The following is a 21,470-nucleotide window of genomic DNA, read 5'->3' on the forward strand; positions in this document are numbered from 1 at the left end:
GAACAAATATGACTGACATGCCGGTCTTCGGCGCGGGTATCTGGCACTTCGCCACCTACAAGGACCGTTACGCCACGGACGGGTACGGCGATCCCGTCACCCTGCTCGAGCAGATCGACCGCGCCGGAGCGGTCGGCGATCTGTCCGTGGTCGACCTGAACTGGCCGTTCGCCGGGTACGACGGCACGCTCGACGAGGTGAAGGCCGCGCTGCAACGCAACAACCTCACGGCGATCGCGATCACGCCCGAGATCTACACCCGCGACTTCGTCAAGGGCTCGTTCACGAACCCGGACCCCGGCGTCCGCAAGCAGGCGATGGAACTGTTGCACCAGGCAACCGAGCTGGCGAAGGACCTCGGCTGCTCGTACGTGAAGCTGTGGCCGGGGCAGGACGGCTGGGACTACCCGTTCCAGGTCGACTACCACGACATCTGGAACCTCGCGCTCGACGGCCTGAAGGAGCTGGTGTCGGCGCACCCGGACATCAACTTCGTGATCGAGTACAAGCCGCGCGAGCCGCGGGTGAAGATCATCTTCCCGAACGTCGCCCGGACGCTGCTCGGGATCGAGAAGATCGGTCTGCCCAACCTGGGCATCCTGCTCGACTTCGGCCACTCGCTGTACGGCCAGGAGACGCCGGCCGACGCGGCGCAGCTGGCGATCGACTACGACAGGCTCTTCGCGATCGACGTCAACGACAACATGAAGGGCTGGGACGACGACATGGTCGTCGGCTCGGTGCACCTGGTCGAGACGTTCGAGTTCTTCCACACGCTGCGGAAGAACAACTGGGAGGGCGTCTGGCAGCTGGACCAGTTCCCGTTCCGCGAGGACAGCGTCCAGGCCGCGAAGCAGGCGATCACCTTCCTGAAGGCGATCCACCACGCGCTCGACGTACTCGACGAGGAAGCCCTCAAAGCAGCCCAGGCTTCGCACGACGCGCTGGCCGCGCAGAAGCTGGTGCAGAAGGTGCTGCTGAGTTCGATGGCTGAGCTGGCATGAGGGATCGCATGACTCTCACCGTCGAGCACGCGACGCTGCCGGTGCTCGGACGGCTGCCTGCTCACAGCAGCCGGACCGAGCAGATCGCGCATATCGCCGAAGCTGCCAAGCAGATCCGGATCCAGGACCTCAAGCTGGTCCACTACGCCGGAGCCGGACACATCGGTGGTGACTTCTCCGCGATCGACATCCTGTCCACGCTGTACGGCGCTGTGCTCGACATCTCGCCCGCGACCGTCAACGATCCCGAGCGGGACCGCTTCATCCTGAGCAAGGGCCACGTCGCCGGCGCGCTCTACACCACGCTCGCGGCGTTCGGGTTCCTGCCGGTCGAGGAGCTCGCCACGTTCCTCAAACCGCTGTCGGCGCTGAACGGTCACCCGAACCGGACGAAGGTCGACGGCGTCGAGGCGAACACGGGTCCGCTCGGGCATGGTCTACCGATCGCCGTCGGGCACGCCCTCTCGGCCAAGCTCGACGTCTCGATGCGCCGCACGTATGTGCTCGTCGGGGACGGTGAGTTGCAGGAGGGTTCGAACTGGGAGGCGATGATGGCGGCCTCGCAGTACCAGCTCGACCGGCTGACCGTGATCGTCGACCGGAACCGGCTGCAGCAGGGCGCGACCACCAAGGAGACCAACGACCTCGACCCGTTGCCGGAGAAGGCGGCCGCGTTCGGGTTCGCGGTGGTCGAGGTGAACGGTCACGATCACGGCGAGCTGCTCGACGTGCTGTCCGCCGTACCGTTCCGGCCGGGCAAGCCGACGTTCGTGATCGCCCACACGCACAAGGGTCACCCGATCTCGTTCATGAGCAACAACGTCGCCTGGCATCACCGCGTCCCCGACGACGCCGAGTTCGCGCAGGCCCTGAAGGAGCTTTCATGACCGTCGTGGAGACCCGTTCGATCGCCGACCAGCCGCGCTACGACTGCCGGGACGCGTACGTCGAGACGCTGGCCCAGCTCGCCGAGGCCGATCACCGGATCGTTGGGGTGGTCAACGACTCGGTCGGATCCAGCAAGCTGAACAGCTTCCGCAAGGCGTTCCCGGACCGGCTGATCAACGTCGGGATCGCCGAGCAGGACATGGTCGGCGTCGCGTCCGGGCTGGCCAACGGCGGCCGGATCCCGTTCGTGTCGGCGGCATCCTGCTTCCTCACCGCTCGCGCCCTCGAGCAGATCAAGGCCGACGTCGCGTACTCGAACACCAACGTCAAGCTCTGCGGCATGAGCCCGGGCGTCGCGTACGGCGAACTCGGTCCGACGCACCATTCGGTCGAGGACATCGCCTGGCTGCGGGCAATCGACGGGATCAGGATCATCGTGCCGGCCGACCCGATCGAGACGGCGGCCGCGCTGCGTTGGGCGGCGGCGTCCGAAGGACCGGTGTTCATCCGGGTCAGCCGGATGAGTGTGCCGAAGGTGTACTCGGAGGACTACGAATTCCGCCTCGGCAAGGCGATCACGGTCCGGGAAGGGGACGACGTCACGGTGATCAGCAACGGCACGATCCTGTGGCGAGCACTCGCCGCGGCGGAGCGGCTGGCCGAGGAAGGGATCTCGGTCCGGGTGCTGTCGATGCCGACGGTGAAGCCGTTGGACACCGACGCCGTGGTCGCGGCCGCGCGGGAGACGGCCGGCATCGTCACCGCCGAGGAGGCCGTGACCGCCGGCGGACTCGGCGGCGCGGTCGCGGAGACCGTCGTACAGCATCATCCGGCGCGGGTTTCGATCCTCGGGTTCCCCGAGTTCGCGCCGACGGGGTCGGCCGGTTACCTGCTGGACCGATACGGCCTGTCCCCCGAGGGCATCGCCGACGCCGCCCGCCGGCTCGTCACGACAGGTAAGTGACCAGGTCGGCGATCGAGATCATCGCGAAGTCATGAGCGTCGGCGAACGCGCGCAGGTCCCTGCCGGTCATCAGCGTGCCGTCGTCGTTCATGAGTTCGCCGATCACGCCGACCGGCGGCAGGCCGGCCAGCCGGACGAGCTCGACAGTGGCCTCGGTGTGACCGGGGCGCTGCCGGACTCCGCCGTCGACCGCGCGCAACGGAAGGATGTGACCGGGCCGGATCAGATCCGCGGGCTGCGCCGCCGGGTCGGCCAGCACGCGGACGGTTCGCGCCCGGTCGGCCGCGGAGATGCCGGTGCCGACACCGGTCGCCGCGTCCACCGAGATCGTGTACGCCGTCCGCAGGCTGTCCTGGTTGTTCGGGACCATCAACGGGAGCTCGAGGCGGTCCAGCAGCTCCGGCGCCGCGGGCGCGCAGACGTACCCGCTGGTGTGGCGGACGAGCAGGGCCATCAGCTCGGGCGTGGCGAGGCTCGCGGCGAAGGTCAGGTCGCCCTCGTTCTCACGGTCCTCGTCGTCGACGACCACGACCGGCCGTCCGGCGGCGAGCTCGGCGACAGCGCGTTCGATGGTGTCCAGGCTGGTGATGGTGTTCACGGTCGTTGTCCTCTCGGCAGTGCTCTGGACAGCACTCCGGGGGCAACGACAGACCTCACGCCCCTGTTTTCGTGCAGGGAACGTGAAGCTGCCACGTGCGTCTTCCCATCCGGACTTTCACCGTCGGTCCCGGAGTTCCACCAGGTCAACCGCTCCTTCTTGCGAAGTCACGGGTCGCGGACTGTCACCGCCGGCTCGGAATTTCACCGACCCCAGAGCACGTGTGTCTTTCATCATCAGCTTAACGGCAACGAGCATCCCCGGGAGTGTCATGTCCATCTCATCCGTCTGGCGCGAGATCGAACTACCGGCCACCGGCGACTGGGTCGAGTTCGAGCACGAGAGCGGTCTCGTACTGCGTCGGCCTACGTTCTGGGACGGCGGTGAGACGTACCGTGTGCGTTTTGCTGCGCCGTTGCCAGGTCAGTGGACATGGTCAGGTGGTCATTTCCAGATCTCAGCAGCAGAAGAAGAAGGCAATCCGTTCTACGCACACGGCTTCTGGCGGATGTCTGCGGGCGGCCGCAACCTGGTGCACGCCGACGGAAGTCCCGCGTTGCTGATCGCTGACACAGCCTGGGCCCTACCCTGGCGCGCCACGCCCGAGCAGGTGCGCGAGTACGCCGCAGACCGACAGGCCAAAGGCTTCAACGCGGTCCTGCTGATGACGGTGCAACCGGACATGCACGCCGTCGGACCCCGCGATCGCACCCAGGACGAAGGCTTCGACGTCGGCTTCGAGGACCTGCCGGACGGCCATCTCAGCCAGTTGAACGTCGACTACTTCCAGTACCTCGACGAGCTGCTCGGCATCCTCGTCGAGCACGGCTTGGTTCCGGTGCTGCAGCCCGTGTTCCAGGGCTTCGGCTGGAAGGGCCTCGACGTGGCGGGCACCGTCGTACCGCCAGCGGAGTACGCGGCGTACTGCCGCTACCTCGTCGCGCGGTACGGCGCGCGGCCGGCGATCTACCTGGTCGGCGGCGACGGCTCGGGTGACGAGCCGCAGACCGCGGCGGGTGGGGCCGAGGTGCACGCCGTCGATTGCTACGAGCAGCCGACCGGCGTCCACTACCGGCCGCACATCCGCGCGAACGCCCACCAGAACGCTGACTGGCTCGACTTCCAGTGGTGCCAGACCGGCCACACTGGCGAGCATGTCGCCGAGCGAGTCGCGGACATGTGGCGCAATGAGCCGGTCAAGGCAGTCGCGAACGGCGAACCGACGTACGAGCACACCGGCCGGACAGGCGTCGCCGAGGGTTGGTGGCAAGGGCACGAGGCTTGGAGCAACCTGTGCGCGGGCGGGACGATGGGTGTCGTCTACGGCGCGGGCAGTCTGTGGCAGTGGCGTCTGCATCCCGAGGAGCCGGGGCATTCCGAGTTCTTCCTGGCGCCGGGTGCGGGCTGGCGCGAGGCGGTCGGCTTCGAGGGTTCGACGTACGTCGGGATGCTCGGCAAGATCCTGGCGGGCCTGCCGACCACCGACATGGCGCCGGACTGGACCCGGGTGATCTCCGGGCGTGCGCTCAGCGGCGCGGACGGGATGCTGATCGTCTACCGCGAGAACGGCGGCCCGGTGATGGTGTTCGACGACACGGTCCCGTTGGCGTACACGATCGTGGACCCGCGCGACGGCGCAATCGTCGCCTCCGGCAAGCGCGACGCCTGGAACGCCCCGATCCCCGACCCCGGTGGAGCGCCTCGGGTCTACCTCTGTCTGCCTGACCTATAGTCCGTATTCCCGAACGTTTCGAGGGGGTCGAGTGAACGCGAACCGCGCAGTACGCCAGCCGGGGCTGGACGAGCTGCGGCTGCTCGCGAAGGTTGCGCGGATGTACCACGAGAAGGGCATCCGCCAGCCGCAGATCGCCGCCGAGCTCAACCTGTCGCAGGCGCGCGTGTCCCGGATGCTCAAGCAGGCCGTCGACGTCGGCATCGTACACACCGTGGTGACCATGCCCAGCGGCGTGCACAGCGACCTCGAGGACGAGCTGCAGGGCCGGTACGGGCTGCGGGACGCTGTCGTCGTCGACACACTCGGCGTGGGGGACGACGTACTGCCGGCGCTCGGTTCGGGCGCGGCGGCGTACCTGGACATGACGCTGACCGGCGGGCACGTGGTCGGGATCTCGTCATGGAGCGAGACGCTGATCAGCGCCGTCGACCGGATGCCGCGCAAGAGCGTGCCGGTGGTGGACAAGGTGGTCCAGATCGTCGGCGGTCTGGGCGACGCGGCGGTGCAGATGCAGGCCACCCGGCTGACCGCGCGGTTCGCCGAGCTGACCGGTGGGATGCCGGTCTACCTGCCTGCGCCCGGTCTGGTCGGGACACCCGCCGTACGCCGGGCGATGATGAACGACGTGTCGGTTCGCGACGTTCTGGGCACGTGGGGACAACTCACCGACGCCCTGGTCGGGATCGGTAGCCTCGAGCCCTCGCCGTTACTGCAGCGCAGTGGGAACGCGGTCGCGGAGGCCGACCAGGACGAGCTGCGCCGGCTCGGTGCCGTCGGGGACGTGTGTTTCCGGTTCTTCGACGAAGAGGGAAAGCTTGTGCGTTCGACGTTCGACCAGCGGGTCATCGGGGTGACCGCGAAGGAGCTGCTGGCGGTGCCGCGGCGGATCGGGGTCGCCGGCGGTGAACGCAAGTACTCCGCGATCCGGGCCGCGATGCTCGGCGGCTGGGTCAACATCCTGATCACCGACCTCGCGATGGCCCACCGGCTGCTCGAGCAGTAGATGGAGCCTGACGAGCAGCGGGAGGTCTACGCCACCATCGACCTGGCCTTGCGGGTCGGTGAGGTGCTGCTGTCCAGTGGCGCCGGTACGGCGGACGCGACCGCGACGATCCTCGGTGTCACCGCCGCGGGCGGACTGCGCGGATGCGAGGTCGACATCACGTTCACCTCGATGGCGGTCTCGTACCAGGCCGCGCCCGACGTCGCGCCCGAGACGCACATCCGCCTGGTCCGCTATCGCTCGCAGGACTTCTCCCGGCTGACCGACGTCGATCAGCTGGTACGACGGTTCGCTCGCGGCGACATCACCCGCGAGGAGGCGTCGCGTGAGCTGGCCCGCCTGACGTCGGCGGGTCCGCCGTACCCGCGGTGGAGCGCCGTACTCGCCTGGGGTGTGATGGCGGGCGGCGCGACGCTGCTGCTCGGCGGCGGCTGGCTGATCACGTTGGTGGCGGTGCTCACCGCGATCGTGATCGACGTCAGCAACCGCTGGTTCAACCGGCAGCGGCTGCCCGCGTTCTACCAGCAGGTCGCCGGCGCCTTCGTCGCGACCGCGGTTGCCTTGATCCTGTACGCCGTCCACGCGCCGGTGAAACCCTCACTGGTCGTTGCCGCAGGCATCATTATGTTGCTGGCCGGGATCGCGCTCACCGGTGCCGTCCAGGACGCGATCACCGGGTACTACGTGACCGCCGCGGCCCGCAGTTTCGAAGCGATGCTGCTCACCGGCGGGATCATCGCGGGGGTCTCGCTCGGGCTCGCGGTGGGGCTGAAGTTCGGGCTGCACGTCGGCATCGAGGCCGAAACGATCCAGCTCGGGAACCTGCCGGTCATGGTCCTGTCCGGCGCGGTGATGGCGGTCGCGTTCGCCTACGCGACGTACGCACCTCTCCGCGCTTTGCTGCCGGTCGCCGTCATGGGCGCGCTGGGCTCGCTGGTCTTCACGCTGATGATCCGCGCGTCGTTCGGGCCGGCCTGGGCCACCGCCGCGGCGGCGTGTGTCGTCGGGCTGGGCAGCTACTCCGTCGGGCGTCGCGTCGGCGTACCGCCCTTGGTCGTGGTCGTCGCCGGCTCGATCCCGCTGCTGCCGGGCCTCACGATCTACAAGGGCCTCTACGAGCTGATGGGCCTCGGCAACCTGATCGGTATCGTCAGCCTCGGCACCGCGGTCGCCATCGGCGTCGCGCTCGCGTCCGGCCTGATCCTGGGCGAGTACCTCGCCCAGCCGATCCGCCGCGAAGCCCGCCGCCTCGAAGATCGGCTCGCGGGCCCCCGCCTGGTAGGCCCGCGCCGCCCCGTGCGCCGGCGGACGACCCGACCACGCCGCCGACGCCGCACCGGAACCTAAATGTCCTTGCTGGTCATCGACTTTCTCCTTAGTGGGAAGGGCGTTTGATGTTCCGATGCTGGCCTGGCGGTGGATCGGCCAACAATCTTTTGACGGATCCGTCAACGATGAGCCGACTGGTCGTTAGCGTGTTGTGCCGAGGGAGGAGTCATGGCGCAGCCGCAGGTCGTGTTGATCCAGTCGCCGCAGCAGTCGGTGTTCCTCGCGCTGCGCGAGGCCCTTGGGCACCGCGGCCCGTACTCGTCCCGCCACGTCCTGCAACCGCTGCGGCGGATCGTCGCGCGGGCTGAGCACGAGCCACTGCTGCGACCGCTGCGGCCGGGGCAGAACGGTGGTGTTCCCGATGTGGTGGTCCCGCTCATCCCGCCGTCGGACGTGTCGGTGCCGGACCAGGTGGCGGCCATGCGCGAGTACTCGCCGCAACTGTTCCTCGACGAGATCGAGACGCTCGGCGGCGACCCTGCGGTCTGGCGGACGGCAGCCCGGGATCCCGGGAACTGGCTCCGCACCTACGCCGAGTTGAGCGACCTGTGCTGGCGAGCTCTCGAACCCCGGTGGCGACTGCTCCGGCCTGCCTTCGACTCCGAGGCCGAACGTGTCGGTCTGGCCGCCGTCCGCGGCTGCCTGCCCGACGCCCTGAACACGATCAGCTCACGACTGACCTTCACCGACGACAGCTTCTGCATCGACGGCAGTCAGCTGATCCCGTACGCCGGACGCCGGCTGGCCCTGGTGCCGAGCATCGGCGCCCCGGACCAACTGTTCGTCAACGGCATGGAGCCGGACGTCATCTCGATTGCTTACCCGCTCCGGGGGCTCCCCGATGTGAGTCCGGTCCGATCGGTCGAGGATCCGCTGGACGTCGTGCTCGGCGTACCGCGTGCACGGGTGCTGCGGATGTTGGGCCGCGCGCTGACCGTCGGCGCGATCGCCGCCGAGCTGGGCGTCACGCCGGCCGCCGCCTCACGCCACTGCGACGTACTGACGCGCGCCGGCCTGATCACTCGGGAACGCCATGGTCGCCAGGTCCTCGTCAGCCGCACCACTCGGGGCAGCAATCTCCTGGACGTGCTCTGACCCCTCTGTGGTTTACTGCCGATTGGTGCGATTCCACGGTGTGACGGTTGGACGTGATTCCAGGCCCGTCGGCTCTGCCGGGAGGCGGAGTGACCCGGTGCGACCGGGGCCACGCGGTGATACCCCGCTTCAGCTCGGACCTCGGATGGTCCCTGGCCATGAACGAGTGGCGGAGAGCGAAGCATGTTCACAGGACGAATCGAGAATGTAGGCACTGTCGTCGAGGTTGCCGGCGACCTGTTGCGGGTCACGTCGGATGTCGCGGTGGCGCCGGGTGGCGCGGTCTGCCTCGACGGGATCAGGTTCACCGCGGAGTCGGGCCCGCCCGGCGAGATCAGGGTTGTCGTGACGGACGAGACCCGTCGGCGTACGACGTTCGATCGAGTCTGCGGCGGTACGACGCTGCACGTCGAACTGCCGGTTGCGATCGGGGACCGGATCGACGGGCATCTGATCCAGGGGCACGTCGAGGGGGTCGGCAAGGTGCTCCGCGTCGACGTCGAGCCGGCCGGTCACCGGGTGTGGATCAAGCCGCCGGAGCGACTGTTGGCGCGGTTGGTGGCGAAGACCTCGGTGGCGATCGACGGCGTGAGCATCACCGTCGCCGAGGTGCTCAAGGACCGGTTCTCCGTCGTACTTGTGCCGAACACGCTGACGAAGACGAAGCTCGGTGCGCTGGTCGCGGGCGACCGGGTCAACCTCGAGAGCGATCTGCTCGTACGGATGGCGCGTGAAGGGCATGGGCCGGAGTTGCAGCGGGCGGTCGCACAGCTGCCGTGGGCCGGGCAGCTCAGCGGCGAGGCCGGCGTACAGAAGGTGGTTGCGCAGATCGCGGCCGGTGGCGGGGTTGTCGTCTGGGATCCGACGGCTGAGGGCGAAGGCGATGTGGTCTTCGCGGGTGAGCGGTTCCGGCCGGAGGCGATGAGATTCCTGCTCACACAGGCTTGTGGGCACACGACGGTCCCGTGCGCGGCCGACGTACTGCAGCGGTTGGAGATCCGGCCGATCCCGGGCAACGGTGACCGGCAGGGTACGGCGATGCACGTGCCGGTCGATCTCGCCGCGTCTGAAGGGACCGGGGTGTCCGCGGCCGATCGGGCGGCGACGATTCGCCGGCTGGCGTCGCCGGACGCCGTACCGGACGACTTCCTGCGACCTGGGCATGTGTTCCCGCTCGCCGCGCGGCCTGGGTTGCTCGACGAGCGTCAAGGGCACACCGAGGCGACGGTCGCGTTGTGCGTTGCGGCGGGGTTGGCGCCGGTCGGCGTGTGTTGTGAGGTGATGCGAGCCGACGGGGTGATGGCGGGCGCGGCCGACCTCGAGCAGTTCGCGCTGCGGTGGGAGTTGCCGATGATCGACATCCACGATCTGGAGCGCTGGTTGTGAGCCTCTACGACAACCCTCAGTTCCTGAAGGGCTACCGGCAACTGCGTCGCACTGGCCAGGGCATCAACGACGCCTTGGAGATACCGGCAATGGACGCTGCGCTCCGAGGTCTGCCGGTCGAAGGAGCTCGGGTGGTGGATCTGGGGTGTGGTGAGGGTGGGCTTGCCGTTCGCCTGGCTGCTCGGGGCGCTGCGCATGTGGTTGCCGTTGACGCCTCCGAGCAGATGCTTGCGGCCGCGGTCCGGCATCCCCGCGTTCGGTATCTGCGCGCCGATGTCGCCGGCTTCGACCTGCCGCGCGGCTCCGCGGACCTGGTGGTCAGCAGCATGGCGTTGCACTACGTCGAGGACTTCGATGGGCTGGTCGCGCGGGTCGCGGGTTGGCTCGCGTCGGGTGGAGCATTCGTGTTCTCGGTGGAACATCCGGTGATGACAGCGCCGGTGGTCGCTGCGGACTGTGTGGTCGACGACTACGCGGACGAGGGGCGGCGGGAGCGGAGCTGGTTCGTCGACGGGGTGGTGAAGTACCACCGCACGATCGGCTCGATTGTCTTGAGCCTCCGCCGCCACGGCTTCCGTCTGGAGTCCCTCGACGAGCCGCTCCCGACGCCGGCTCAGGTGGCCGCCTACCCCCACCTCGCCATCCACCGACGCCGCCCGCCGATCCTCTTGGTCTCGGCCCGCACTTGACGAGGTTTTATCCGGTTGGGTAACTTTTACTCATGCGGATAAATCAGGGCACCGACCGCGCCCGGAGTACGGCGGCTCGCCGCGACCAGATCGTGGCCGCGACGATCACCGTGCTCGCGGAGCGCGGCTATGCGGCGACGTCGTACGACGCGATCTGCGAGGTTGCCGGGCTGAGCAGCAAGCGGCTGATCTCGTACCACTTCAGCACCAAGGACGAGTTGCTGGCGGAGGTCCTGCGCCGGGTGACCACCGACGCGGCCGAGGCGATGCGGCCGGCGATCGAGGCCGCCGACGAGCTGCCGGGGAAGCTCGCCGCGTACATCCGGTCGAACGTCGAGTTCATCGCGGCCCGGCCGGATCATGTCCGTGCGGTGCAGCAGATCGTCTTCGGCGGCGCCCCGGTGCCGTCCGAGGAGGCTGATGGTGCCGTCGCCCGGCTGGTTGCGCTCTTCGAGGCTGGCCAGCAGACCGGCGTGTTCCGGCGCTTCGATTCCTTGCTGATGGCGGTCATTCTGCGCGCCGCCATCGATGCCGCGGCCGGCCGCCTGATCGGCGGCGCCGACCCCGATGACTGCGCGCGGGAACTGGTCGGGACCTTCGACCGAGCGACCCGAGTGGAGCGATGATGACGATGGCGTTGGATGCCAAGCCCAAAGCGCGCTGGGGAGCGGTGCTCGCTCCGGTCCTGGTCGACCTGGTCGTGCCGCTGCTGATCTTCTACGGCCTCCGCCAATCCGGCGTCGGCGTGGTCGGTGCGACCCTAGCCGGATCCGTGATCCCGGTCGTGCGTACGGCGTACTCGATCGTCCGCGGCCGCAAGGTCGACTGGATGGCCGTGTTCATGATCATCGCGCTCGCGGTCGGGACCAGCGCGTCGCTGGCGATGCACAGCCCGCGGATGCTGCTCGCCAAGGATGGCGTGATCACCGCTCTGTGCGGCCTGTGGATGCTCGGAACCGTTGCCCTGGGCAAGCCTCTGCTGCTGTCGATCGGTCGTGGTATCGCGGAAGCCAAGCGTGGCAAGGGCGGCGGGTCGGTGTGGGCGGGTCGGTGGGACAGTGAGCCGCGCTTCCGGTACGGCATACGCCTGGTCACGATCGTCTGGGGAGTCGGTCTGGTCTTCGACGCGGTCGTCCGTGTCGTGATCGCGTATGTGCTGCCGCTCGACGCGGTCCCGGGTGTGACGACGATCCAGTGGATCGTGTTGTTCGCGCTGCTCTACGGCTTCATGATGATCTACTCGCGCAAGAACGATCTGCTCGCATGAGCGACGTGCTGGTCGTCGGCGCCGGACCCACTGGGTTGTTGCTGGCGTCGGAGTTGGCTCTCGCGGGCGCGAACGTCGTGCTCGTCGACAAAGCCGCCGAGCGGTCGGGGCAGTCGAAGGCGTTGACGCTGCAGCCGCGCTCTGTCGAGATCTTGCACTCCCGCGGGCTCCTCGGTTCGCTGCTCGATGGCGCGCCGCGGTTGCCGGCCGGTCACTTCGCTGGGTTGCCGGTCCCGCTCGACTACAGCACGTTGGACACCAGATTCCCTTATCAGCTTGGGATTCCGCAGCGGCGCGTCGAGCAACTGCTGGAGGATCGCTTGGTTGCTCAGGGCATCGTTGTACGGCGGGGTCTCGAGCTGATCGGCCTCCGGCAGGACTTGACCGGCATCGTGGCGTCGTTCGGTGGTGAGACGATCCGGGCGAGGTGGGTCGTCGGGTGTGACGGGGCGCGGAGCGCGGTGCGGAGGCTGGCCGGGATCGACTTCCCCGGACGCGACGGGCGGTTCAGCGCGGTCGTGGCCGATGTCGTCATCTCCGGTGTTGAGCCGGGCTGGGCGTTGCCGGCGCTGGTGCCGCGGGATGGTGCGGTGATGACGATGGTGCCGCTGGAGGACGGCGTACACCGTGCGCTGTTCACGGGCCCGCAGCAACAAAATCTGCCGAAGGATCAACCGGTCACGTTCGACGAGGTCGCTGCCGCGTTGCAGGCCTGGTACGGCGAGGACGTCGTACTGCGTGAGCTCCGGTACGCCTCGCGCTTCACCGACGCTGCCCGGCAGGCCGATCGGTATCGTGCCGGCCGGGTCTTCGTGGCGGGCGATGCGGCGCACATTCACTCGCCGACCGGTGGTCAAGGGATGAACCTCGGACTGCAGGACGCGTTCAACCTCGGGTGGAAGCTCGGCGCGGTTGTGCGGGGCGATGCTGGCGACGACCTGCTGGACAGCTACCACGACGAACGGCATGCCGCCGGGAGCGCCGTACTCGCGAACACGCGGGCGCAAGGTGTGCTGATGGTTCCGGACGACGATGTCGCGTGTCTGCGCGAGACGTTCGTCGATCTCCTCGGCGTACCGGAGGCGAATCGGCGGTTGGCGGGCGTGATCTCGGGGATCGGGCTTGCGTATGCGGGCGGTGAGCATCCGTTGGTGGGTCGACGGATGCCGGACCTGACGCTCGCGGACGGTGCGACGGTGTCCGGGCGTCTTCGTGATGGGCGGTTCGTGCTGCTCGAGGGCGAGGGCCTTCCGGCGGCACGGATTCTGGTCCGGCCGGACGGGTATGTGCGGTGGGCAACCGATGAGCCGGAGGCTGAAGTGCCGGAGTTTGCGCGTGTTTCGGAGCTTCGAGTGACCGTGGCGTCGACAACCCGTTAGAGTTACTGACTGGAAACATCGGCGGAACGCCGGACGGGGCCGACGAGGAGGAGCGACGTGGCACTGGGTAGGACGTCCCCGCGGGATCTCCCGCTGTTCGCGGACCTGTCCGGAAAGGACATCAGGGACATCTTCCGGGCCGGTGAGGAAGTCTCGGTGCCGGCCGGCTGGTCGCTGATCCTGGAGCAGACGCCGCCCGACGCGGCGTACCTGATCCTCAGCGGTACGGCGGCGGTCCGGGAGAAGGGCCAGGAGATCGCCGAGCTCGGTCCGGGCGATATCGCCGGCGAGGTCGCGGTCCGGAAGAACACGTTGCGGACGGCAACCGTCACGGCGAAGTCGCGGCTGCAGCTGCTGCACTTCACCCGGGAGAAGTTCGACGACCTGACCCGTCGGCTGCCGGCGTTCCGCGACGCCATCGACGCCACCATCGCCGAGCGCCGCGGTGGCCGCTGACCCTGGGGCCGCTGACCCTGTGGCCACTGACTCTTTGGCCACCGACTCTGGGGCCACCGACTCTGGGGCGCCGGATCTGGCCGCGTTGGCTGCGGAGTTCGAGCGGACGTTGCTGGGCGGGGAGCGGAGGTTCACCCGGGTGCAGGTGTCGGAGCGGGCCGGGATCTCGATCCAGCGCGCCGAACGGATGTGGCACGCGCTCGGTTTCACGACCGTCCCGGACGACGAGGTGGCCTTCACCGACGACGATGTCGAGGCGTTGCGGCTGGTCGCGGCGCTCGAGGACGACAAGTTCATCGAGCCCGAGATGGAGTCCTCGCTTGCGCGCAAGCTCGGGCAGACGCAGTCCCGGCTGGCGTCCTGGCAGTCCGCGATGTTCCTGGATTTCCTCGGCGGCGCGAAGCTGTCCGCGGACGAGGCGATCGAGGTCGCGGGACTGTTGCTGCCGGCAATGGAACGGTTGCAGACCTACGTCTGGCGCCGGCACCTGGCGGCCGCTGCCGGTCGGGCGGTGGCCGGGTCTGATGAGCTGGCGCGTGGGGTGCGGGCGGTCGGGTTCGCGGACATCGTCAGCTACACCCGGTTGACGCGCCGCCTGAACGAGGCCGAACTCGGCGAACTGATCGAGCGGTTCGAGGGTACGGCGGCCGACGTCGTCGCGCTGAACGGCGGGCGTGTGATCAAGTCGATGGGCGACGAGGTGCTGTTCGTCGCCGACACCGCCGCCCAGGGCGCTGCGGTCGCGCTCGCACTGCAGGACGCTGTGAACGCCGACGAGGAGCTGCCCGAGCTGCGGATCGGGCTCGCGTACGGCACGATCCTGATCCGCCTCGGCGACGTGTACGGCGAGGTCGTCAACCTCGCCGCCCGCCTCACCACCGAGTGCAAACCCGGCCGCGTCCTAGCCGACCGCGAACTAGCCGCCGCCCTAGACGGCCACCCCGCCTACACCCTCCACCGCCTCCGCCGAGCCTCAGTCCGCGGCTACCGCCACCTAGTCCCCTACGCCATCCAACGCGCGGACGAGCGGTAGCGGGTCGTTTACGCGTCAACGGCGTGACATACGGTTTGGTATGTGCGGGAGATCGAGGCGCTTGCGGAGTTGAAGCGGGTGAGCGGGGGCGACCCGATCGTCGAGTGGGCGGCGCAGGGGCTTGCTGGTGGGGTCGATCCGGGGCGCTGGTCTCGAGGGGTGATGCGGGCGCGGCGCCAGGGGGACGCGCCGGGACGCCGGTCTCGAGGGGTGGTGCGGGCGTGGCGCCAGGGGGACGCGGTGGCGGTGGCCTCGCCTGACGTGTCCAAGCACGATCGGCTCGCGGTGGTCGGGCCGGTGGAGGATGCGGCGCCGCTCGTGCGCGACGTACTGCGTGAGGTCGGGCCGTCGTATCGCCCGTTCGGGGACGAGGAGCTGGTGCGCGGGCTGGCGGAGCGTGTGCCGGGGTTGAGGTTCTCGGCGTCGTTCGGGTGGATGGATGCGTCCGAGGTGCCGGAGCTGACCACGACGGCCGCCTGGCTGGACGGCGACGCCGGGGTCGAAGCGCTGCTGACCGAGGCGTCGCCCAAGTCGTACGCGTGGCCGGGGCATCTCGGCGTACGTCGGTGGGCTGCCCTGACCGGGGACCGCGGTGAGCTGCTGAGTATCGCGGCCGATGCCTGGAGTGCGCCGGAGGTTGGGTTCCTGGCCGGGGTTGCGACGCATCCTGTTGCTCGGGGCAAGGGGCTGTCGCGGCAGGTGTGCGGGTTCGTGACGGCCGAGCTGGTCAAGAGGCACGGACGGGTCGCGTTGATGGTGGACGGCGACAACCCGGCCGCGATCGCGGTCTACCGGCGACTCGGCTACACGTACCGCCGAGTCGCCGCCGCGGGGATGCGCTAGCGCGGCGGCTGCACGTACCGCCGAGTCGCCGCTGCCGGGATGCGCTAGCGCGCCGCTGCACGTACCGCCGAGTCGCCGCCGCGGGGATGCGCTAGCGCGTCGGCTGGACTGTGAGCGTGGGGCCCGCGGGCTTGCTCGGCTTCACGGTCGGCGTCTTGACCGGCGGCGTCGGTGTTGGTGTCGGCGTCGGACCTGCGGTCGGCGGCGGGGTCGTGCGGGTGGCGGGCGCCGGCGGCGGGACGAAGGGCGCCTTGGTGGTGTCCTTGCAGTTTTCGGCGTCGGTGTTGCCGTTCTCGTCCGGTACGACGACGGCCTGCGGGAACAGGTTGCTGGTCGTGTCGCGCGACTGCGTGCCGTAGTTCGTCGCGCAGTCCTGCTGCTCGAGGCTGATCGGGTTCCCGTCCTGGTCGTACAGCCGGACCGGAACCTGCTTGCCCTGGGCATCGAACGGATAGATGTTCGTGACCGAGTTCCCGTCTAGCGTCAGCCCGTTCGACGGCGGGTTGTAGTGCGACGAGCTACCGCGATAATCGTTGTAGTTGTTGAGGAATCCGAACGACGCCCCGACGTACGCCGCCGCCAGGAACGACGGCACCACGATCGCCGCCACGACGTTGAGCGGTACGACGTACCACAGCCAGCGCCGGTCCTGCTGCGTCTTCCGGCCGATCCAGATCGACACCGCCGCACCCGCGACCGCCCCGACCACTGTCACCGACGCGGCCCCGAACAGCGCGAAGAACCCACCGGCGCCGATCACGCCGCGGACCACCCACCAGACCGGCTGGCCGATCGTCACGAGCTCGTGCCGGATGTTCGGCGGGATCTGGTCGATCCACCCGCGGATCGCGGCCGCGCCACGCGCACCACGCGGGGTGTCCAGCACGATCCGCGGGTCGTGACCGCGCAACGCCTGGACGCCGAGGAACGCCGCGACGAACAGGATCCCGAGCCCGAGCAGCCCGAAGAACGCGGTCTCGTCCTGCGACCACGCGAAGATGCCGACGGCAATGAAGAACGGGCCGGCGATCGCCGAGATCAGCCCCCAGCGCAACGCCTTCCAGCCGGCGTCCAGACCGTCCTGGCTGACCGGCGCGGTCCGCGGGGGATAACCGGCCGCGGTCCGCAGCTCATCGGCGTACTGCGCCGGCGTGCCGAGGCGTTGCTGCAGGTCCGCGAGCGTCGGCTCCGCGCCGAACTCCGCCGCCACCTCGGTCAGGTGACCGCTGACGTCCTGCAGTACGTCCTCCAGCTCGCCGGGCGGCAGATCGTTGAGCTGAGCCCGCACCTGGGCCAGGTAGAGCGCGACCGCTCCGGTCAGGGTGCTGTTCACGCGGCCTCCTTCTCCAGCAGCAGCACCGACATCGTGTCGGCGAAGTGGTTCCAGGTCTTGGTCGACTGGGCCAGCAGGTCGCGGCCGGTCTTGTTCAGCCCGTAGTACTTCCGGTGCGGCCCTTCCTCGCTCGGCTGCACGTACGACGTCAGCGCTCCGGCCGCGAACAGCCGGCGCAGCGTCCCGTACACGGACGCGTCCGCCACGTCCTCCAGCCCGGCCGCGCGCAGACGGCGCAGTACGTCGTACCCGTAGCCGTCGGCGTCGCGCAGTACGGCGAGCACCGCGAGGTCCAGGACGCCCTTGAGTAGCTGGCTCGTATCCATCAGGTCTCCTCCAGCAGGTGTTCCGCGCAGAACAGTACTACACATTGCGGAGTACTGCGGTAACCAGTCTGGGGGTTCCGCAATTTCTATCAAGTCGGCGGCGGGTGGACGGGGCACAGTGGTGGCATGGCGGATGTGTTCGAGGAGTTCGTGGCGGTGGTGGCGGCCGGGATGGCCGGGCCCTGCGAGTCGGTGCACGGAGCCGGGCTCGCGGAGCGCGTACATCTGTCCCGGTTCCATTTCGACCGCGTGATCGGTGCGGTGGCCGGCGAGTCGCCGTTCGCGTTCCGGCGGCGCGTGCTGCTGGAGCGGGCGGCGTACAGGCTGCTGACCGAGCCGGTCGCCGTACTCGACGTTGCTGTCGAGGCCGGGTACGGGTCGCACGAGGCGTTCACCCGCGCGTTCGCCAGGTCGTATGGGATGTCGCCACGCGAGTGGCGGCGGGAAGCGTCGCGGGTGTTCTTCCTGACGGCGCCGAGTGGAGTGCATTTCCAGCCGCCGGCCGGGCTACGGCTGCCGGCCCGTAGAAAGGTGAGAGGGATGGACGTACTGGTCAGAATGGTCGAACATCACGTCTGGTTGACCGGCGAGATGATCGAGCGCGGCGCCCGCCTGGACGCCGCCGCACTGGACCGCCCGATCGAACTGTCGGTCGAAGGTATCGACGACGACATCTCGATCCGGTACCTGCTGGACCGCCTGGTCTGGCAGGAGGAGATGTGGCTCGCGTCCGTCGAGGACCGCCCGTTCCAGGTCCCCGAATGCGGACGCGAGGTCACCACCCCGATCTCCGAACTCCGCACCCGCCACGCCGAAGCCGGCTCGCGCTTCGTCGCCCTGGTCAACCAACTCAACGAGGACGGCCGCTTCGACGAAAGCTTCGTCGACACCACCTGCGAACCCCCACGCGTCTTCACCTACGGCGGCATGGTCGCCCACGTCCTGACCTTCGCCGCCCACCGCCGCGCCCTCCTCCTGGGCGCCCTCTATTCCGCCGGCATCACCGACCTATCCTCCGGCGACCCGATGCACTTCGTAGCCGAAGGCAACTAATCCGCCGAGTCGTGGAAGTTGGCTGTGATTTCGCGCCGATTCCCACGACTCGGCGTTCGGGGAACGGACCAAACGCCACGACTCGACGGGCCCGTCAGGCGGCGAGGTGGGGGTAGCGGCGGGTGTGGAGGTCTTGGGAGATGCGGGCGACGACGGTGCCGGGGGCGTGGAGGAGGTCGTACGACGTGATGACGCGGACCAGCCAGCCTTCGCGTTCGAGGTTCTCGCGCCGGCGGATGTCCTGCCGCCATTGACGGGCATCCACGAGATGGTGCTGACCGTCGTACTCGATCGCGAACCTGAGCTCCGGGTAGCTCAGATCCGGTGTCGCCAGCCAACCGCCCGCGGAGTCATTGACCACGTAGCCGATCCGCGGCTCAGGCAGGCCGTTGAGAATCAGCAGGAGACGCAGCCGGGACTCCATCGGAGAGTCGACGCCCGATCGGACGAGCGCCGCCGCTTCCCGGGCGAGTCGAATGCCCCGTGCGCCGATCGTCGCCGCCGCCAGCTCCATCAGGTACTCCGGCGTGACGTCGGTACGCCGTACCAGCGAATCCCCGGCCGAGACCAGTTCAACGAGATCGCAGTACGGCGCCAGGTCGAGGAACGTGCGTCCGGGCGGGGTGATCGGCAGCCATCGCGGAGTACACGCTCGAGGTTCTGTACTTCGTGAACGCGCAGACCATTGACCCGCGGGAGACTGACGTGCGGATCGCGCTCGACGGTCACGTGTACGACATCGTCGCCGCGATCGTCAGCCGTCCACAACCTCAACGCGGTCTGATGACTGACGACAGCACCGGGTGTCAGCAACAACGCGGCCTCGGCCTGCACCCGGGCCGTGACTGCGACGTCCGCGTCGACGTACACCGACCCCAGCACACGCCGGTAACGCACGCCGCGCAAAACACCCCGAGGCATCCCCGCGCCCCGCGCCTGCGCCGCCGTGAACAACACCCCACCATTCTCCCGAATTCCCCGCCCGACAGGCTGCCGTTGTCCACAGCCCTGCCCAGTCGTGGCAAGTGGTTCCGACCCCAAACCTCGAGTCGTGGATCGAGGCGGATTTTTGCAGCCGATATCCACGACTCGGCGGAAGGGGGTCGCGCCGATCAACACGACTCGGCGGGAGGAGGGAGGGAGGGGTTAGTTCTTTGGGTCGTGGAGGTTGGGGCGTTGGGTGGGGGCGGTGATGTCCACGTCGATGGGTTGGAGCTGCGTGGGGGCGGTGATCTTGCCCGAGGTTACGGGGACGTTTAGCTTGCTGGCGGAGAGGTCGATGTCGATGGTGGCGCCGGTGTCGTTCGGGGTCGTCCACTCCGTGTCGGAGAGGGTGAGGGCCAGGCCTAGGACGCGGCCCTTGGGGATGATCTGGTCCTGGGCTCGGAGGGGGACGTTGACCGTTGTCCACTTGCCGGGCGTCAGCGGCGTGGGCTTCGAGAGGGACTTGCTGTGGGCGGCGTCGATCCAGCCGCGGCTGACGATGCCGTGGTCGCTCTGGGTGGTGAGCTTGTCGACGGTGAAGTAGCAGCTGTCGTCGTAGTCGGTGCTCGAACCCTCGCAGGTGCTGTCGTCAGTAGTACGGATCCCGGAGTACCGCTCCGCGTCGCCGTACTCGATCAGGCGGGCCGTGATCGGGGTCGTCGCGGAGTCGGACTTCACCCGGAGCGTGACCGACGGAGTACCGCTGATCCGCATCGGGGCGGTCAGCGGTGCGGACAGGAACATCTGCCGGCCCGCGATCACCTCGGTCGGATCCGCGACGATGTCGTCCTCGGTGAGATCGGGATCGTCGGTGATCATCAGCGAACCCTTGCCTGCAGCACCTAGTTTGCCGACGGACAACGGGACCTGGGTCGGACGGTTGACGGCCGGCCAGGTCTTGTAGTTGCGCCAGACATCGGGTGTGGTCTCGATCGAGACGGCCGGCTCCTTCATCACGCCGTTCTGCAGGCCCTGCAGCCAGTAGTCGAACCACTTGTGCAGCTCGTCCACCCACTCGTCCCGGCGGAACTCGAACGGGTCGACGTGGTCCTCGAGCCCGAGCCACAGCTTGCGCGGCACGTTGTTGCGCGACAGCGCCGACCACCACTGCGAGAAGTGGTTGGTCTGCACGTTGTAGTCGCTCAGCCCATGCGTCATGAAGACCGAGGCCTTCACCTTCGACGCGTTCTTCGTGTAGTCGCGCTCGGACCAGAACGTCGTGTAGTTGCCGGTGTCATCGTCGTCGTTGTCGCCGAGATCACCGCGGACGTCTTCACACGCGGGGCTGTCGTGACCGACGTACCCGCCGAGCCAGGGCATGTAGTCGTCCGAGTACGGTACGCCGCCGGAGCGCGTGTAGTCGTACCACGAGGAGATCGCCGAGATCGGCACGATCGTCTTCAGGCCCTTCACGCCGGTCGCTGCGACGCCGTTCGCGAGCGTTCCGTCGTACGACTTGCCGATCATCCCGACCGCGCCGGTGGTCCAGGTCGCCTTCACCGCTTGCCCGTCGGCATCGTGTGCGGTGTTGCGTCCGTTCAGCCAGTCGATCACGTCGACCACGGACTGGATCTCGTCGCGGCCGCCGACGTCACCGCAGCCGGTCGACCGTCCGGTGCCGAGGATGTCGACGCCGACCATCGCGTACCCGCGCGGGACGAAGTAGTTGTCGTAGAACAGCGGCATCTTCTGGATCTCGCCGTCGCTGTCGTACGTCTTCTTCTCGTTCTCGTTGCCGCGTCCGCAGCAGGAGTAGTACGGCGAGGCGTCCATGATCACCGGGATCTTCACACCGGCGGCCGCGGGCTCGCGGGGCCGGACGATGTCGACCGCGATCACGTCGTCCTCGCCGTCGGAGTCGGTGTCCATCGTGGTGTCGACGTACACCGATTCACGGACCGCGTTCGCGTAGTCGTAGACCGGTTGCGTGCTCTTGGTGCGCGCGTCGACATGCTGCGGCACACTGGGTGCTGCCGGGGTAGCTGCGGGGCCGTCAGGGATCGGAGCAGCCACGGCGGGACCGGTGACGGTCGCGAGGCTGAGCACGGCGGACGAGACCAGGATCGTCATCCTGGCGCGGACGGTCGTCATGGCTGGGAAGGCTA

At 68.5% G+C, this 21,470-nt stretch carries 22 protein-coding genes and 1 riboswitch; of the genes, 16 read left to right on the plus strand and 6 right to left on the minus strand.

Going from position 1 to position 21,470, the window contains the following annotated elements; all coding sequences use genetic code 11:
* The first annotated feature begins 8 nt into the window (after nucleotides 1-8).
* Genes ACQPYH_RS02060 through ACQPYH_RS02070 form a run of 3 tightly spaced genes read left to right on the plus strand, consistent with a single transcriptional unit; the run spans nucleotide 9 to nucleotide 2,856 of the window.
* Entirely contained in the window at nucleotides 9-1,004 is a 996-nt protein-coding gene (locus ACQPYH_RS02060; RefSeq protein ID WP_432885740.1) for a sugar phosphate isomerase/epimerase family protein, read from the plus strand.
* 8 nt (nucleotides 1,005-1,012) lie between these two features.
* A complete protein-coding gene (locus ACQPYH_RS02065) occupies nucleotides 1,013-1,891 on the plus strand; it encodes a transketolase (RefSeq protein ID WP_432885743.1) in 879 nt (292 codons plus the stop codon).
* Nucleotides 1,888-2,856: a transketolase family protein gene (locus ACQPYH_RS02070; RefSeq protein ID WP_432885745.1), complete on the plus strand. Its 969-nt coding sequence runs from the start codon at nucleotides 1,888-1,890 to the stop codon at nucleotides 2,854-2,856. Before ACQPYH_RS02065 ends, ACQPYH_RS02070 begins: the two co-directional genes overlap by 4 nt.
* On the opposite strand, the gene ribB is transcribed toward ACQPYH_RS02070, so the two are convergent.
* Nucleotides 2,840-3,454 carry a 3,4-dihydroxy-2-butanone-4-phosphate synthase gene (gene ribB, locus ACQPYH_RS02075; RefSeq protein ID WP_432885747.1) on the minus strand — a complete coding sequence of 205 codons (615 nt, stop codon included), beginning with the start codon at nucleotides 3,452-3,454 and terminating at the stop codon, nucleotides 2,840-2,842. The genes ACQPYH_RS02070 and ribB overlap by 17 nt on opposite strands.
* A 91-nt stretch (nucleotides 3,455-3,545) precedes the next feature.
* Nucleotides 3,546-3,679: riboswitch (FMN riboswitch) on the minus strand.
* 46 nt (nucleotides 3,680-3,725) lie between these two features.
* On the opposite strand from ribB, the gene ACQPYH_RS02080 reads away from it, so the two are divergent.
* The 12 genes from ACQPYH_RS02080 (at nucleotide 3,726) to ACQPYH_RS02135 (ending at nucleotide 15,669) form a co-directional block, all read left to right on the plus strand.
* Nucleotides 3,726-5,186 carry a DUF4038 domain-containing protein gene (locus ACQPYH_RS02080; RefSeq protein WP_432885749.1) on the plus strand — a complete coding sequence of 487 codons (1,461 nt, stop codon included), beginning with the start codon at nucleotides 3,726-3,728 and terminating at the stop codon, nucleotides 5,184-5,186.
* Between the two features lie 31 nt (nucleotides 5,187-5,217).
* Entirely contained in the window at nucleotides 5,218-6,192 is a 975-nt protein-coding gene (locus tag ACQPYH_RS02085) for a sugar-binding transcriptional regulator (protein WP_432885751.1), read from the plus strand.
* On the plus strand, nucleotides 6,193-7,539 hold the full coding sequence (locus ACQPYH_RS02090) for a threonine/serine ThrE exporter family protein (protein WP_432885754.1): 1,347 nt from the start codon (nucleotides 6,193-6,195) through the stop codon (nucleotides 7,537-7,539).
* Between the two features lie 150 nt (nucleotides 7,540-7,689).
* Nucleotides 7,690-8,616: an ArsR/SmtB family transcription factor gene (locus ACQPYH_RS02095; RefSeq protein ID WP_432885757.1), complete on the plus strand. Its 927-nt coding sequence runs from the start codon at nucleotides 7,690-7,692 to the stop codon at nucleotides 8,614-8,616.
* A 183-nt stretch (nucleotides 8,617-8,799) separates the two neighbouring features.
* Nucleotides 8,800-10,002, plus strand: coding sequence for a 3,4-dihydroxy-2-butanone-4-phosphate synthase (locus ACQPYH_RS02100; RefSeq protein ID WP_432885759.1), 1,203 nt, complete (start codon nucleotides 8,800-8,802; stop codon nucleotides 10,000-10,002).
* Nucleotides 9,999-10,691: a class I SAM-dependent methyltransferase gene (locus ACQPYH_RS02105; protein ID WP_432885761.1), complete on the plus strand. Its 693-nt coding sequence runs from the start codon at nucleotides 9,999-10,001 to the stop codon at nucleotides 10,689-10,691. The genes ACQPYH_RS02100 and ACQPYH_RS02105 overlap by 4 nt, the downstream gene beginning before the upstream one ends.
* A gap of 32 nt (nucleotides 10,692-10,723) precedes the next feature.
* Nucleotides 10,724-11,317: a TetR/AcrR family transcriptional regulator gene (locus ACQPYH_RS02110; protein ID WP_432885764.1), complete on the plus strand. Its 594-nt coding sequence runs from the start codon at nucleotides 10,724-10,726 to the stop codon at nucleotides 11,315-11,317.
* Entirely contained in the window at nucleotides 11,317-11,958 is a 642-nt protein-coding gene (locus ACQPYH_RS02115; RefSeq protein ID WP_432885767.1) for a VC0807 family protein, read from the plus strand. Before ACQPYH_RS02110 ends, ACQPYH_RS02115 begins: the two co-directional genes overlap by 1 nt.
* Nucleotides 11,955-13,337, plus strand: a complete 1,383-nt coding sequence (locus ACQPYH_RS02120) for an FAD-dependent monooxygenase (RefSeq protein ID WP_432885769.1) — start codon at nucleotides 11,955-11,957, stop codon at nucleotides 13,335-13,337. Before ACQPYH_RS02115 ends, ACQPYH_RS02120 begins: the two co-directional genes overlap by 4 nt.
* Nucleotides 13,338-13,394: 57 nt before the next feature.
* Entirely contained in the window at nucleotides 13,395-13,793 is a 399-nt protein-coding gene (locus tag ACQPYH_RS02125; RefSeq protein WP_432885770.1) for a cyclic nucleotide-binding domain-containing protein, read from the plus strand.
* A 19-nt stretch (nucleotides 13,794-13,812) separates the two neighbouring features.
* Nucleotides 13,813-14,826 (plus strand): adenylate/guanylate cyclase domain-containing protein, encoded by a 1,014-nt coding sequence (locus ACQPYH_RS02130; protein WP_432885772.1) that lies wholly within the window; start codon nucleotides 13,813-13,815, stop codon nucleotides 14,824-14,826.
* 42 nt (nucleotides 14,827-14,868) lie between these two features.
* Nucleotides 14,869-15,669: a GNAT family N-acetyltransferase gene (locus tag ACQPYH_RS02135; RefSeq protein WP_432885775.1), complete on the plus strand. Its 801-nt coding sequence runs from the start codon at nucleotides 14,869-14,871 to the stop codon at nucleotides 15,667-15,669.
* Nucleotides 15,670-15,760: 91 nt separating this feature from the next.
* On the opposite strand, the gene ACQPYH_RS02140 is transcribed toward ACQPYH_RS02135, so the two are convergent.
* Nucleotides 15,761-17,002 carry an HAAS signaling domain-containing protein gene (locus ACQPYH_RS02140; RefSeq protein ID WP_432885777.1) on the minus strand — a complete coding sequence of 414 codons (1,242 nt, stop codon included), beginning with the start codon at nucleotides 17,000-17,002 and terminating at the stop codon, nucleotides 15,761-15,763.
* Entirely contained in the window at nucleotides 16,999-17,328 is a 330-nt protein-coding gene (locus tag ACQPYH_RS02145; protein WP_130445805.1) for a PadR family transcriptional regulator, read from the minus strand. The genes ACQPYH_RS02140 and ACQPYH_RS02145 overlap by 4 nt, the downstream gene beginning before the upstream one ends.
* Nucleotides 17,329-17,454: 126 nt before the next feature.
* Here ACQPYH_RS02145 and ACQPYH_RS02150 point away from each other — a divergent pair, with 126 nt between their 5' ends.
* The gene (locus ACQPYH_RS02150; RefSeq protein ID WP_432885779.1) at nucleotides 17,455-18,381 is read left to right on the plus strand and encodes a helix-turn-helix domain-containing protein; all 927 of its coding nucleotides are present in this window, start codon (nucleotides 17,455-17,457) and stop codon (nucleotides 18,379-18,381) included.
* A gap of 94 nt (nucleotides 18,382-18,475) precedes the next feature.
* Here ACQPYH_RS02150 and ACQPYH_RS02155 read toward each other — a convergent pair whose 3' ends face one another.
* The 3 genes from ACQPYH_RS02155 to ACQPYH_RS02165 all read right to left on the minus strand — a co-directional run bounded on the left by ACQPYH_RS02155 (nucleotide 18,476) and on the right by ACQPYH_RS02165 (nucleotide 21,456).
* Complete coding sequence (locus ACQPYH_RS02155) at nucleotides 18,476-18,895, minus strand: hypothetical protein (protein WP_432885786.1); 420 nt, start codon at nucleotides 18,893-18,895, stop codon at nucleotides 18,476-18,478.
* A complete protein-coding gene (locus ACQPYH_RS02160; RefSeq protein ID WP_432885788.1) occupies nucleotides 18,895-19,278 on the minus strand; it encodes a hypothetical protein in 384 nt (127 codons plus the stop codon). The genes ACQPYH_RS02155 and ACQPYH_RS02160 overlap by 1 nt, the downstream gene beginning before the upstream one ends.
* A gap of 249 nt (nucleotides 19,279-19,527) precedes the next feature.
* On the minus strand, nucleotides 19,528-21,456 hold the full coding sequence (locus ACQPYH_RS02165) for a Xaa-Pro dipeptidyl-peptidase (protein WP_432885790.1): 1,929 nt from the start codon (nucleotides 21,454-21,456) through the stop codon (nucleotides 19,528-19,530).
* Between the last annotated feature and the right edge of the window lie 14 nt (nucleotides 21,457-21,470).

Source organism: Kribbella sp. CA-245084 (assembly GCF_050942355.1).
Lineage (GTDB): Bacteria > Actinomycetota > Actinomycetes > Propionibacteriales > Kribbellaceae > Kribbella.

Bases quoted from the DNA above. Each gene is read 5' to 3' on its own strand.
- ACQPYH_RS02155 (WP_432885786.1), bottom strand. From the start codon at position 18,895: ATGGAGCTGGCGGCGGCGACGATCGGCGCACGGGGCATTCGACTCGCC.
- ACQPYH_RS02070 (WP_432885745.1), top strand. From the start codon at position 1,888: ATGACCGTCGTGGAGACCCGTTCGATCGCCGACCAGCCGCGCTACGAC.
- ACQPYH_RS02095 (WP_432885757.1), top strand. From the start codon at position 7,690: ATGGCGCAGCCGCAGGTCGTGTTGATCCAGTCGCCGCAGCAGTCGGTG.
- ACQPYH_RS02060 (WP_432885740.1), top strand. From the start codon at position 9: ATGACTGACATGCCGGTCTTCGGCGCGGGTATCTGGCACTTCGCCACC.
- ACQPYH_RS02115 (WP_432885767.1), top strand. From the start codon at position 11,317: ATGACGATGGCGTTGGATGCCAAGCCCAAAGCGCGCTGGGGAGCGGTG.
- ACQPYH_RS02100 (WP_432885759.1), top strand. From the start codon at position 8,800: ATGTTCACAGGACGAATCGAGAATGTAGGCACTGTCGTCGAGGTTGCC.
- ACQPYH_RS02090 (WP_432885754.1), top strand. From the start codon at position 6,193: ATGGAGCCTGACGAGCAGCGGGAGGTCTACGCCACCATCGACCTGGCC.
- ACQPYH_RS02110 (WP_432885764.1), top strand. From the start codon at position 10,724: ATGCGGATAAATCAGGGCACCGACCGCGCCCGGAGTACGGCGGCTCGC.
- ACQPYH_RS02080 (WP_432885749.1), top strand. From the start codon at position 3,726: ATGTCCATCTCATCCGTCTGGCGCGAGATCGAACTACCGGCCACCGGC.
- ACQPYH_RS02150 (WP_432885779.1), top strand. From the start codon at position 17,455: ATGGCGGATGTGTTCGAGGAGTTCGTGGCGGTGGTGGCGGCCGGGATG.
- ACQPYH_RS02145 (WP_130445805.1), bottom strand. From the start codon at position 17,328: ATGGATACGAGCCAGCTACTCAAGGGCGTCCTGGACCTCGCGGTGCTC.
- ACQPYH_RS02065 (WP_432885743.1), top strand. From the start codon at position 1,013: ATGACTCTCACCGTCGAGCACGCGACGCTGCCGGTGCTCGGACGGCTG.
- ACQPYH_RS02120 (WP_432885769.1), top strand. From the start codon at position 11,955: ATGAGCGACGTGCTGGTCGTCGGCGCCGGACCCACTGGGTTGTTGCTG.
- ACQPYH_RS02165 (WP_432885790.1), bottom strand. From the start codon at position 21,456: ATGACGACCGTCCGCGCCAGGATGACGATCCTGGTCTCGTCCGCCGTG.